The sequence below is a fragment of the Shewanella sp. Isolate8 genome, assembly GCF_022398495.1.
Classification (GTDB): Bacteria; Pseudomonadota; Gammaproteobacteria; order Enterobacterales; family Shewanellaceae; genus Shewanella; species Shewanella aquimarina.
The window spans coordinates 161212-173539 of the sequence record NZ_JAKEVI010000005.1 but is presented as its reverse complement, the minus strand read 5'-3'; the positions used below and the strand labels follow the sequence as shown (position 1 = coordinate 173539).

At 56.2% G+C, this 12328-nt stretch carries 12 protein-coding genes; 11 read left to right on the top strand and 1 reads right to left on the bottom strand.

Annotation, left to right across the window (positions count from 1 at the left end; all coding sequences use genetic code 11):
- Positions 1 to 63: 63 nt before the first annotated feature.
- The 11 genes from L1D43_RS18595 to L1D43_RS18545 all read left to right on the top strand — a co-directional run bounded on the left by L1D43_RS18595 (position 64) and on the right by L1D43_RS18545 (position 11254).
- On the top strand, positions 64 to 615 hold the full coding sequence (locus L1D43_RS18595) for a hypothetical protein (RefSeq protein ID WP_239853935.1): 552 nt from the start codon (positions 64 to 66) through the stop codon (positions 613 to 615).
- Entirely contained in the window at positions 615 to 1598 is a 984-nt protein-coding gene (locus L1D43_RS18590) for a COX15/CtaA family protein (RefSeq protein WP_041509698.1), read from the top strand. The genes L1D43_RS18595 and L1D43_RS18590 overlap by 1 nt, the downstream gene beginning before the upstream one ends.
- Before the next feature lie 12 nt (positions 1599 to 1610).
- Positions 1611 to 2513, top strand: coding sequence for a heme o synthase (cyoE, locus tag L1D43_RS18585; protein ID WP_239853933.1), 903 nt, complete (start codon positions 1611 to 1613; stop codon positions 2511 to 2513).
- A gap of 2 nt (positions 2514 to 2515) precedes the next feature.
- Entirely contained in the window at positions 2516 to 3151 is a 636-nt protein-coding gene (locus tag L1D43_RS18580; RefSeq protein ID WP_239853932.1) for an SCO family protein, read from the top strand.
- 139 nt (positions 3152 to 3290) lie between these two features.
- Entirely contained in the window at positions 3291 to 3590 is a 300-nt protein-coding gene (locus tag L1D43_RS18575; RefSeq protein WP_041509695.1) for an STAS domain-containing protein, read from the top strand.
- Positions 3587 to 3949 carry a response regulator gene (locus L1D43_RS18570; protein ID WP_041509694.1) on the top strand — a complete coding sequence of 121 codons (363 nt, stop codon included), beginning with the start codon at positions 3587 to 3589 and terminating at the stop codon, positions 3947 to 3949. Before L1D43_RS18575 ends, L1D43_RS18570 begins: the two co-directional genes overlap by 4 nt.
- Before the next feature lie 19 nt (positions 3950 to 3968).
- Complete coding sequence (locus L1D43_RS18565) at positions 3969 to 5987, top strand: chemotaxis protein CheA (RefSeq protein ID WP_239853931.1); 2019 nt, start codon at positions 3969 to 3971, stop codon at positions 5985 to 5987.
- A gap of 28 nt (positions 5988 to 6015) precedes the next feature.
- Positions 6016 to 6573, top strand: a complete 558-nt coding sequence (locus L1D43_RS18560; RefSeq protein WP_239853930.1) for a chemotaxis protein CheW — start codon at positions 6016 to 6018, stop codon at positions 6571 to 6573.
- Positions 6574 to 6595: 22 nt separating this feature from the next.
- Positions 6596 to 9190, top strand: a complete 2595-nt coding sequence (locus tag L1D43_RS18555; RefSeq protein WP_239853929.1) for a methyl-accepting chemotaxis protein — start codon at positions 6596 to 6598, stop codon at positions 9188 to 9190.
- Positions 9191 to 9348: 158 nt separating this feature from the next.
- Positions 9349 to 10179 carry a protein-glutamate O-methyltransferase CheR gene (locus L1D43_RS18550; RefSeq protein WP_239853928.1) on the top strand — a complete coding sequence of 277 codons (831 nt, stop codon included), beginning with the start codon at positions 9349 to 9351 and terminating at the stop codon, positions 10177 to 10179.
- A gap of 28 nt (positions 10180 to 10207) precedes the next feature.
- A complete protein-coding gene (locus tag L1D43_RS18545) occupies positions 10208 to 11254 on the top strand; it encodes a chemotaxis response regulator protein-glutamate methylesterase (protein WP_239853927.1) in 1047 nt (348 codons plus the stop codon).
- 6 nt (positions 11255 to 11260) lie between these two features.
- Here L1D43_RS18545 and L1D43_RS18540 read toward each other — a convergent pair whose 3' ends face one another.
- Positions 11261 to 12307 (bottom strand): polysaccharide deacetylase family protein, encoded by a 1047-nt coding sequence (locus L1D43_RS18540; RefSeq protein ID WP_239853926.1) that lies wholly within the window; start codon positions 12305 to 12307, stop codon positions 11261 to 11263.
- Positions 12308 to 12328: the final 21 nt, after the last annotated feature.

Genomic DNA, 12328 nt, shown 5'->3' with positions numbered 1-12328 from the left:
GAGTTGATATTTTTCGGTGTCTGGCGCGCGCTAACCCATAAAATAATCAACCAGAGGATTAAGATGAGATCCCCAAAGAGCCAAGGCGCAAAACCCCTAATTATCTTACTGCTGGTCTTTGTCTTGCCCGTGGCGGTAGCAAAACTAGTGCTGAGTCTGAACCTCTATCATGGCGGCGCCACCAATAAGGGGGAGCTTCTGCCGCCCGACACAAACTATGCCCGCCTGGCCATGACCAATCCCATGCCCAAACACTGGCAGATGATCTACCTGCTTCCGGCACAATGCGATCAGGCCTGTATGAACCGACTCTACATACTGCATCAGAGCCAGATCGCCCTGGGGCGAGACCAGCACAGGGTCAATCCCATTATATTATTGCAAGCTGACAGCGATCTCATGGCGCTGCAGGAGAGTGAGTTCGACTTCGCCACGGCCCAGGCCACCGAGGCGGTCAGCCAGATGCTGACCCGGGAGGAGATCATCATAGTGGATCCGCTGGGTTCGCTGGTGATGCGCTACCCCCAGGTTGAAGATGAACAGGCCCAGCTGATGCTCGGCAAGGCATTGATCGCCGACTTAAGAAAGATGCTTAAACTGTCGAGGGTCGGCTAATGCAGATGACATCGGTACTGAAACTCACCTTAGTCTTTACCCTGTGCGTGATCTTGATGGGAGCCTACACCCGACTCTCGGACGCCGGCCTAGGCTGTCCCGACTGGCCGGGCTGCTACGGCATGATCAAGGTGCCCACCCAGAGCCACGAACTGGCCAAGGCACAGGACAGCTTTCCCGAACATACGGTAGAACCAGAGAAAGCCTGGCTGGAGATGATCCACAGGTATATTGCCGGCACCTTAGGCCTACTGGTCGCTTTCATCCTCTTCATCAGCTTCAGGCAGCCCGATGCCCCTAAGAAGCTTCCCAGCTTTATCGCCCTATTAATCCTGTTCCAGGCGGCGCTGGGGATGTGGACGGTCACCATGAAACTCATGCCCGTGGTGGTGATGTCGCACCTGATAGGCGGTTTCACCCTGATCTCCCTGCTATGGCTGCTCTACCTCAGAACCAAGCCACTGCGACTACCCGGCGGCGAGCCCAGGCTGAGAAAACTCGCCCCCTACGCCCTCTTCTGCCTCGGCTTACTCGTGCTGCAGATCATCCTGGGCGGCTGGACCTCATCTAACTATGCGGCGCTGGCCTGCACCACACTGCCCATCTGCGAAGGGGACTGGGTAAGCAATCTCGACCCACTGCATGCCTTCTACCCCCTACATAAGACGGAAGGCAGCTATGAGTTTGGCATACTCGACTACTCCTCCCGCATGACTATCCATGTGGCGCACAGATTCGGTGCCATCATTACGGCGACAGCCCTGCTTTGGCTGGTCTACCGCATGATCAAACTGTCTCATTCCCAGCTGCTGAGACGCAGTGCCTGGGTGCTACTAGGCTTATTGTGCCTACAGATAGCGCTTGGCATCAGCAATGTTGTGCTGCACCTCCCCTTGGGAGTTGCCGTATCCCATAACGCGGGCGCCGCACTCTTATTACTCACCCTGGTTTTCATCAACTACGCCCTGTGGCGTAAGGCATAAGGAGGCATCGCCATGGCCAAACCTATGACAATCATCGAGCATGCCGTTACCCCTCTCCCCTGGCGCGCCTATCTGGAGATGACCAAGCCCAGGGTAGTAGCCCTGATGCTGTTGACCGTATTGGTCGGCATGTGCCTGGCGGTACCTGGCGCCGTACCGGTTCAACCCTTAATCGCCGGTCTAATTGGCATAGGCATGATGGCGGGGGCGGCTGCGGCCTATAACCATCTGATCGACCGCCGCATCGATGGCCTGATGGCCCGAACCTATAATCGTCCGCTCCCCAAGGGGCGCGTCTCCATCACCAAGGCGTTGACCTTTGCGACCGGGATGGCGATTCTCGGCTTTATGCTGCTCTACTGGGCCGTCAACCCGCTCACCGCCTGGCTCACCTTCGCCAGCCTCATAGGCTACGCGGTGATCTATACCGCCTATCTCAAGCGTGCCACGCCGCAGAATATCGTCGTCGGCGGCCTGGCCGGAGCCATGCCACCGCTGCTGGGTTGGACGGCGATAACCGGCGAGTTTCACGGCCATGCCCTGCTGTTAGTGATCATCATCTTCGCCTGGACGCCGCCCCATTTCTGGGCGCTGGCGATCCACAGACGCGCCGAGTATGCCAAGGTCGATGTGCCCATGCTGCCAGTGACTCACGGCGTCGAATTTACCAAGACCTGCATCCTGCTCTACACGGTTTTACTGGCCCTGGCCTGTCTCTACCCTGTGCTCGTTGGCATGTGTGGTCCCCTCTATCTGGTGGGGTCTACCCTGTTAAGTTGTGGCTTTATCTATAAGGCCTGGCAGCTCAAGTATAGAGACCAGCCGGGACTGGCGATGCAGGTGTTTCGCTTCTCCATCTACCACCTGATGCTGCTCTTCTTGCTGCTCTTGGTCGACCACTATCTCTGGAGCTAACGATGAAGCCAATACTGGTCATCATTACCTTACTCATCTTCAGCGGCCTGGGGGCGATCGCGGCGGTTAACTACACAGCTAAGCCCACGCCGCCCGAGTTGCTCACCAGCTATCGCTATCCCCAGCAGCGACCCTTGTCCCCCTTCGAGCTAACCGATCAGAATGGCAAGGCCTTTACCAACGACCAGCTTAAGCACAAGTGGAGCCTGTTCTTTGTGGGCTATACCTCCTGCCCGGATGTGTGCCCCACCACGCTTGGCAAACTGGCGGCGGCCTATCAACAGCTGGAAGGTGTGGTGGATCTGCAGGTGGTGTTTCTGTCGGTCGACCCTGCACGGGATACCCAGGCAAGGCTCAAAGATTACATCAACTTCTTTAATCCCAACTTCGTTGCCGTCACGGCCCCCCATAGCCAGTTGCTCCCGCTGACCCGGGAACTTGGCTTCGTCTATACCATGGTGGGCGAAGGCGAAAATTATCAGGTGGATCATAGCGCCTCCATGGTGCTCATCTCTCCCGACGGCACCCGAATGGCAACGGTTAAGCCCACCAGCCTAGATTCTCGTCAGCTACCTCAAATCCGCAACAAGCACCTCATTCACGATGTGATCGCCCTGGCGACCCACTATGGTGAGTAACAAAATCCTTCACTGTCGGCTCCCACACGGGAGCCGACTTAGTTAAAAAACTGTTATTTTTCAGGCAAGCTTCTTATTTACCGTCTATCTTTTGATCCTAGTGGAGTCTTAATGACAGGGATTGTAGAGGAGCCCCCCGATGACCCAGAGTCCGATTCGCTTGGCGTCTGAGCTGACGATTCGTAACATCCAGCAGGTCCACCATGATATTGCCGAACAGCTCACCGCGTCTGACACCTTGAGTATCGACGCCAGCCAGTTGACCCGGGTCGATACCTCAGGTGCCCAGCTGCTCTACTTTTTGCATCACTATTGCCAAACGCACCACCACGCCATCGAATGGACACCTCCCACCGAAGAGGTCGGGCATACCTTGGCCGAGTTGGGGCTCGACGCGGCACAGATCTTTGCGCTTGCTCAGGAGACAATTCAAGAATGAAGAAAATACTCGCAGTGGATGATTCTGCCTCCATGCGCCAGATGGTGGGCTTTACCCTTAAGACGGCTGGATTCGAGGTTACCGAGGCCTGCAACGGTGACGAGGCGCTGACCCAGGCCAAGAGCCAGGACTATGACTTAGTGATCTCAGACGTCAACATGCCAGTGATGGACGGTATCACCCTGATCCGTAACCTGCGCACCCTACCCAACTACAAGTTTACCCCTCTGCTGATGCTCACCACCGAGTCGGGCAGCGACAAGAAGCAGGAGGGACGATCGGCCGGTGCCACCGGCTGGATAGTCAAACCCTTTAATCCCGACCAGTTGCTTGCCACGGTCAACAAAGTATTACGTTAATTTGATTGGATGGTGAGATATGGAAATCGATCTGAGTCAATTCAGCCAAGTCTTCTTCGAAGAAAGTCTCGAAGGCTTGGAAAGCATGGAATCAGAGCTGCTGAAATTAGATATCGCCGCGCCGGATCCAGAGGCGATCAACACCATCTTTCGCGCCGCCCACTCCATCAAGGGCGGCAGCGCAACCTTCGGCTTTACTCAGGTCGCTAACTACACCCACCTGCTGGAAACATTACTCGACGAGATCCGTGACGGTCGCCGCGAGATGACCAGCCATCATCAGGACATCTTGCTGCTGTCGGTCGATCTGCTGCGCAACATGCTCGATGCCGTGATGCACCAACAGACCTTCGACGACCCCATGCTCAGCGAACTTGAGCAGAAATTTGCCGCCGAGCTGAACCAGGCTAACTCGCCAGAGCAAACACCAAACGAACCCGAAACGCCAGAGCTAATCACCTGGCAGATCACCTTCAAGGCGGGGACGGACATACTCAGGTACGGTAACGATCCCCTGTTGATGTTCAACGAGCTCAACCTATGTGGCAAGCTTAGAGTCAAGCTTGTCCCCCAGGAGATCCCCGACTTCACTCAGTATGACCCCGAGGCCTGCTATCTCACCTGGTCGCTCACCCTCACCACTGACCAGCCCCTGTCCCGTCTCAAGGAAGCCTTCGAGTGGGTCGAGGATGAATGTGAAATCGATTATCAGGCGCATACGCAAGAGAGCGCAACGCCGCCAGCCGAGGCTGAAGCCCCATCAGAGCCGGTTAGCCAAACCGATACACCAAACAAGGCTGCCAGCCCGGTAAAACCCAGCGTGGTGAGCAATAAGAACCAAGATGCGGGTTCGATTCGTGTCAGCATCGAGAAGATAGATCTATTGATCAACATGGTGGGCGAACTGGTGATCACCCAGGCCATGCTCGGCCAGATTGGTCAGCAGGAGGAGATGACACCAGAATCCTTCATCACCATGAAGCAGGGACTGGAGCAGCTGGCCAGCCACACCAGGGATCTGCAGGAGAGTGTCATGCAGATCCGCATGCTGCCCATCAGCTTTGCCTTTAACCGCTTCCCCCGTCTGGTGCGGGACATAGGTCAGCAACTGGGTAAAAAGGTGGAGTTGATCCTCAAAGGGGAAGATACCGAGCTGGACAAGACGGTAATGGAGAAGATCGTCGACCCTATGGTGCACCTGGTGAGAAACTCCCTCGACCACGGCCTCGAGACTCCAGAGGTGCGCCGCCAGAAGGGTAAGCCCGAGACAGGCACTCTCACACTGAATGCCTTCCATCAGGGCGGCAACATCATCATAGAGATCATCGATGACGGCGCCGGCCTGAATACCCAAAAGATCCTCGACAAGGCACGGGCCAAGGGGCTGGTAGGCAGCGATGAAGAGCTCAGCGAAGAGGCCATTCACCAGCTTATCTTTAAACCCGGCTTCTCTACCGCAGAGACAGTCTCCGACCTCTCGGGACGAGGCGTCGGCATGGATGTGGTGCTGAGAAACATCCACGAACTCAACGGCACCATAGAGCTGAAATCCACCCAGGATAAGGGCAGCCGCTTTACCATACGCCTGCCGCTCACCCTGGCGATCCTCGACGGCCAGTTGGTCCGCATAGGCAGACACACCTATGTCGTGCCTCTAGTCGCGATCCATGAGTCACTCGAGGTGCCCACGGCCCACATCAATCGCCTGAGTGAAGAGCATGAGGTGGTTCGTCTACGGGACGAATATCTGCCAGTGCTCAAGGTCTACGAGGCCTTCAATCATGAGGCCGACGCCAAACAGATTAAAGATGGCCTGGTGATGGTGGTCGATGCCAACAACGACAAGGTCGGACTCTTGGTCGACGAGCTTCTGTCTCAGCAGCAAGTGGTGATTAAGAGCCTGGAAGACAACTACAGCAAGGTGCCCGGCATCTCGGGGGCCACCATACTCGGCGACGGCACGGTTGCCTTGATCATAGATATTGCCGGATTAGTCGGCCTCGCGGGCATCAACAGTACCCAAGAGCACGCCGCCTAGGGAACCAAATGAAAAGGGAGATTCATCCATGACACAGGCAGATGAAGCAGGCATCACACTCACCGCCAAAGACGATGCCAGCGACCAGTATCTAACTTTCATCATGGCCGATGAGGAGTATGGCGTCGACATTCTCTCGGTACAGGAGATACGAGGCTGGGAGCCCACGACCGTCATTCCCAACTCCCCGGGCCATGTCAAAGGGGTGATCAACCTGCGCGGCACCATAGTGCCCATCATAGATCTGCGGCAGAGATTCGGTATCGCCAGCCTAGACTATGGCCCCACCACTGTGGTGATCGTCATCAAGGTCTGCGTCGGCGACGAACACAAGGTGATCGGCATAGTGGTCGATGCCGTCTCCGATGTCTTCAGCGTCCATCACAAGGATCTTCGCGATGCTCCTGACTTTGGCGAAGAGACAGATCTCACCTTCATCAAGGGACTCGCCAATCTGGCGGACAAGATGGTCATCCTTTTGGATATCGACACCCTACTAAACAGCGAGGTGTTGCCCGAGGCCGCCCAACTGTCAAACATCATCAATACTATCGACGCTGAATCGACACAGGCTATCAGCGCCTAAACCGGCAAGAGAGGAACAGAGAATGGATGCAATGAACAGCAAGACTGGCAACGCAAACAATCTGCCAATCATTGGACTGCTTATCGCCGCCGTCGCAGCCCTATTGGCCTTCACCCAGCAGCCCTCGCTCTGGGTTGGCATAGCTCAGGTGATTGCCATCGCCATCATCGCCCTGGGTATTCAACAGCAGGGACAGGTGCAACACAATCTGCGACAGGCCTTCGACGAGATCCGCCAGGCGATCAATGGCAAGAATCCCCCCAGCTTTTCCACCTTCGACTATCCTCATTGGCCAGAGATCAGCCACAGCCTGACCCAGCAATGGCACGCCAATCAAGCCAGCCAGGCGCAGCTGAGGGCGTTGGAGATCTGTCAGGCCAACGTGATGTTAGCCGACCCACAAGGCAATATTAACTTCCTTAACCAGTCGCTACGCCACACCCTGGAGCAGGCCGAATCAGACATACAGCAGGTCATTACCAGCTTCAGCGTCGATACGCTGATTGGCACCAACATGGACACCTTCCACCAGCAACCCAGCCATCAGCAGAACATCATAGCCAGCCTGAAGCGACCTCATTCCGCTCAGATCAAAGTAGGCAGTCGCATCTTCTCGCTGATCGCCTCCCCCGTGTTTGACGATGAGCATCAGCGCATCGCAACCGTGGTCGAATGGCAGGATAAGACGGAAGCCCTGGCCAAGGCCGACGCAGAGAACAAGCTGGCTCAGGAGAACAGCCGCATCAAGCAGGCATTAGATGTCTGCCGTGCCAACGTCATGGTGGCGGATGCCGATTACAACATCATCTACCTCAACGACTCTGTTACCCAGATGCTTAAGGACAATGAGCAGACACTGCAACAGACGCTGACCAAGTTCAACACAGATAGCCTGATCGGCAGCAATATCGATCTCTTCCACCAGAACCCTGCCCATCAACGTAAGATGCTCGACAGGCTCACCGGCAGCTATGACACCAGCATCCAGGTCGCGGGGCTGGACTTCACCCTGATCGCCACCCCGGTATTTGAGAATGGCGTGCGCACGGGGACTGTGGTCGAATGGCAGGATGTGACCGAGAAGCTGGCCAAGGAGGCTACAGAGCGTCAGCTGGCCGCCGAAAACGCCCGCATCAAGCAGGCGCTGGACAATGTCTCCTCCAATACCATGGTGGCCGACGCCGATCTGAATATCATCTACATGAACAAAGCCGTCAGCCAGATGTTCAAGCAGGCGCAGAACGATATCGCCAAGGATCTGCCGAACTTCGATGCCAGCAACCTCATCGGCGTCAACATAGACAACTTCCACAAGAATCCCAGCCACCAGCGCAACCTGCTCAAGACGCTGACCAACACCTATACCAGCCAACTCAAGGTGGGCGGACGCACCTTCCAGGTGGTTGCCAATCCCATCCGCGACCCTAACGGCACCAGCATAGGCACGGTTGTGGAGTGGTCCGACAGAACCGCCGAGGTAGCCATAGAGCATGAGATAGACTCCATCATCAGCGCCGCCAGCAAGGGCGATCTCTCCCTGAGGGTCGGCACCCAGGATAAAGAAGGCTTCTTCCTCAACCTCTCTAACGGTCTCAACCGTCTGGTCGGTATCGCCGATCAGGTGATCGGCGATGTGGTGAACATGTTTGATGGCCTAGCCAAGGGGGATCTCAATCGTCAGATCCAGGGCGAATATCAAGGCCAGTTTGGTAAGCTACAGGCCGATGCCAATGCCACCGCCTCCAAGTTGACCGAGGTGCTTGACGGCATCAACCAGTCTGCCAATACCGTCACCTCGGGGGCGGAAGAGATAGCCCAAGGTAATGCCGATTTGAGTCAGCGTACCGAGGAGCAGGCCGCCTCCCTCGAAGAGACCGCCTCCAGCATGGAGGAGATGACGGCGACGGTCACCCAGAGCGCGCAAAACGCGACGGTCGCCAACCAACTGGCCCAGGAGGCCAACACTAAGGCCGCCCATGGTGGCAAGGTGGTCGACCAGGCCGTGACCGCCATGGAGGCGATCAACGAATCGAGCAAGCGCATCGCCGACATCATAGGGGTGATCGATGAGATCGCCTTCCAGACCAATCTGCTGGCCCTCAATGCCGCCGTCGAGGCCGCCAGAGCGGGCGAACAAGGTCGCGGCTTTGCCGTGGTGGCTGGCGAGGTGCGTAATCTGGCCCAACGCAGCGCCGGCGCCGCCAAGGAGATCAAGGAGCTGATCCGCGACAGCGTGACCAAGGTAACCGACGGCACCCAGCTGGTTAACCAGTCTGGCGAGACTCTGGAAGATATAGTGCAGGCTGTCACTAAGGTAGCCGACATGATAAGCCAGATCAGCATAGCCTCAGATCAACAATCGGCGGGCATCCAGGAGGTCAACAAGGCGATCTCCCAGATGGATGAGATGACGCAGCAAAATGCCGCCCTGGTCGAACAGGTATCGGCCGCCGGCGATGCCATGGCGGAGCAGGCACGCAACATGAAGGCCCAGCTCGGCTTCTTCCAGTCCCAGACCCCGGTGCATTCGGGCATGACCTCGGCGCCGCTCTCGCTGGTATCCGGCGACAGCCATGGCCCCCTGAATATCAGCAACGAGGAGTGGAATGAGTTTTAATACTAACCATTGTAAGTAAGCGATCAGTTATTGATTACGATTGGTATAAAGTCTATGGGCGCCAAGGGAAGGCGCCCCCATTGAGTCGAATCGAACGCCAGGAGCCAAGATCAGGCTAGGGGAAACAATTGGAACAGAGCAACGAAAAGGAATTTCCGATGGCACAGCAAGACTTCGAATTTATTCGACAGCTTGCCTATCGCGAGTCGGGCATAGTGTTGCCAGACAGGAAGCAGCACATGGTCTACTCGCGCCTCAGCAGACGCCTGCGTGCGCTCAAGTTGAATAACTTCAATCAGTATTGCCAAAGACTCGAGGACGATGGCGGTGAGCTGATCAACTTCATCAACGCCCTAACCACTAACCTCACCTCCTTCTTTCGCGAGGCGCACCACTTCGACTATCTCGAGCAGCACTTGGTGCCTCAGTGGCAACAGAGACGCAACCGTCGCCTGCGCATCTGGTCATCGGCCTGCTCTAGCGGCGAAGAGGCTTACAGCATCGCCATGACTCTGGCGAAACACTTTCCACCGGCCAGCTGGGATCTGAAGATACTCGCCACGGATCTCGACACCAACGTGCTGGACAGGGCCAAGGCCGGTATCTACAGCCAGGAGGCTATGGCCAACCTGCCCAAGTCACTGCTGAACCAGTATGTCGAGCCAGGACCTAATGCCGATGAGGTCAGGCTTTGCGACTCGCTCAAGCGACTGATCCACTTTAAACAGTTAAACCTACTGGGCGAGTGGCCCATGCACGGCCCCTTCGATCTCATCTTCTGTCGCAATGTGCTCATCTACTTCGATATCCAGACCAAGGTGAAGATCATCCGCCAGTTTCGACAACTGCTCGCCGAAGATGGCCACCTATTTATCGGCCATTCGGAGACGCTGCATAATATCTCCAGCGATTTCAAACTGATCGGTCAAACCATCTATCAACCTCAACATGCCGCCCTGGTGCGGCAACGACTCGGTGCTAGAGCATGAGACAGATGACACGAGAGGATGGCGCCAGATGATAAAAGCATTGATCATAGATGACTCACCTCTGGTCAGGCAGCTGCTTACCCATATGCTCTCACAGGCGCCGGATATCAAGGTGGTCGCCTCTGCCGAAGATCCCTACGAGGCCAGGAGCCTGATCAAGCAGTTCAACCCAGATGTGCTGACCCTAGATATCGAGATGCCCAAGATGGATGGCATCGCCTTCTTGCGCAACCTGATGAAACTCAGGCCTATGCCGGTCGTCATGGTCTCAACCCTGACCCACAAGGGCGCCGAGGTCACCCTGGAGGCCTTGGCCTTAGGGGCGGTAGACTTCATCTCTAAACCTAAGTCGGACCTCACCAATACATTGCTGGATTATACCGATGAGCTGATCGACAAGGTGCGCACCGCCGCCGTCAGCCATGTTAAGCCGCTCACCCGTCCGGTGGCCCGGGTAACCACAAGTAGTAAGTTTGAAAACACAGGGGACAAGTTGATCGCCATCGGCGCCTCCACCGGCGGTACCGAGGCGATCCAACGGGTGATCACTCCGCTGCCGGCAAATACGCCTCCCATAGTCATTACCCAGCATATTCCCGCCGCCTTTAGCCTCTCTTTCGCCAAGCGACTGGATACCCACTCGGCGATGAAGGTGATCGAGGCCAAAGGGGGAGAGCTTATAGAGAGCGGTACCGCCTATCTGGCGCCTGGGGATGCACACCTAGCGGTGGAGAAGCGTGGCACCAGGCTCTATACCAAGCTGCTGGATTCAGATCCGGTCAATCGCCATAAACCCGCCGTGGATGTGTTGTTCAACAGTATCGCCGAGTGCTATGGCGCCGATACCATAGGCATACTGCTGACTGGCATGGGAAGAGATGGCGCCCAGGGGCTGGAACGACTCAAGGCCGCCGGCAGTCACACCATAATACAAGATGAGGCCAGCTCTGTGGTCTGGGGCATGCCGGGCGCAGCTGCCGAGCTCAATGCCCACAAGGAAATATTACATCTGGATAAGATCCCCACCCGGCTGATGCAGCTACTCAACAGCAACAAGACGGCGGAGATCTCCTAACACACGTTACTCCTGTATCCAGGTACCATCATTTTTCGGTCTAACCCAGGCCTGGGAGAACCAGTAGTAACGACCACTCACCTTACTTGGCGCGGTACAGTTATAACGTGAACGACCCGGCGGTAGATCCATCAGCGCGCGAATACTAAAGGTATCCTCACTCGACCAGGTCGGCTTCATGGCGCCTTGCCCCTGTACGAAGCACATCACCTGCCCGGCAAGGATATCTGTCATATCCAGGGTCACCTGCATCTCGGGTCGCCACTGTCCCTGCTCTAGCTGCGTATTGCGCGGCGTGATCGCCAGCACTGGCATGTTCAGGCTATAGAGCTTGGCCTTGAGTGAGGTAAGATCCGCATAGGCCCCCGCCACCGGAAAGCGCGGTAAGGCGGTAAGCGACGAGTAGCCTCCAGCGGCGCCAGACTCCTGCCCAAAACCCACGAAACCTAAGCTTTCCATTAAGGTCTCTATGGCCGTATTATATTCGCCATAGGGATAGGCTAACATTTTCACACTCTGGCCGGTTTTTGCCTGTATCTCTGCCTCGGTGGCGAGTAGATTGTCCTTAATCCGGGCCAACCAGGCCTGCTCATCCTCACCGTGCAGGCGTCGGATCAGATGCTCATGGCCCCAGCTGTGATTGGCCAGCGTCACCCCTTCATCGCTGAGGCGTTTCAGGGTCGCCCAGTTCATCACATTCTTATGCTTGCGCACTATGGGATCGATGGAGATAAAGATGGTGTAGGGGTAGCCGAACTCCTTCAAGATAGGATGGGCGGTATCGGCAATGTTCTGATAGCCATCATCGAAGGTGATGGCCACCGTCTTGTCGGGCAGTTCCCGTCCCTGCTTTAGCGCCTCGACCACTTGGGTCAAGGGCTTGACCTTGAAGCCATTCTCCCTCAGGTAGCTCATCTGCTCTCTGAACTGAGCGGGTGTCACGCTGGTCACCTTAGGGGTATCCTCGGATACATGATGATATTGTAGAATCACCACCGCCTGAGCCGAATAACTGAGACAGGCCAATAGCGCTGCTATCACGCTTCTAAACATATTGAGTAACCTCTGAGAGTC

Coding starts and splice junctions, on each gene's coding strand:
- L1D43_RS18595 (WP_239853935.1), top strand. CDS start 64: ATGAGATCCCCAAAGAGCCAAGGCGCAAAACCCCTAATTATCTTACTG.
- L1D43_RS18590 (WP_041509698.1), top strand. CDS start 615: ATGCAGATGACATCGGTACTGAAACTCACCTTAGTCTTTACCCTGTGC.
- cyoE (WP_239853933.1), top strand. CDS start 1,611: ATGGCCAAACCTATGACAATCATCGAGCATGCCGTTACCCCTCTCCCC.
- L1D43_RS18580 (WP_239853932.1), top strand. CDS start 2,516: ATGAAGCCAATACTGGTCATCATTACCTTACTCATCTTCAGCGGCCTG.
- L1D43_RS18575 (WP_041509695.1), top strand. CDS start 3,291: ATGACCCAGAGTCCGATTCGCTTGGCGTCTGAGCTGACGATTCGTAAC.
- L1D43_RS18570 (WP_041509694.1), top strand. CDS start 3,587: ATGAAGAAAATACTCGCAGTGGATGATTCTGCCTCCATGCGCCAGATG.
- L1D43_RS18565 (WP_239853931.1), top strand. CDS start 3,969: ATGGAAATCGATCTGAGTCAATTCAGCCAAGTCTTCTTCGAAGAAAGT.
- L1D43_RS18560 (WP_239853930.1), top strand. CDS start 6,016: ATGACACAGGCAGATGAAGCAGGCATCACACTCACCGCCAAAGACGAT.
- L1D43_RS18555 (WP_239853929.1), top strand. CDS start 6,596: ATGGATGCAATGAACAGCAAGACTGGCAACGCAAACAATCTGCCAATC.
- L1D43_RS18550 (WP_239853928.1), top strand. CDS start 9,349: ATGGCACAGCAAGACTTCGAATTTATTCGACAGCTTGCCTATCGCGAG.
- L1D43_RS18545 (WP_239853927.1), top strand. CDS start 10,208: ATGATAAAAGCATTGATCATAGATGACTCACCTCTGGTCAGGCAGCTG.
- L1D43_RS18540 (WP_239853926.1), bottom strand. CDS start 12,307: ATGTTTAGAAGCGTGATAGCAGCGCTATTGGCCTGTCTCAGTTATTCG.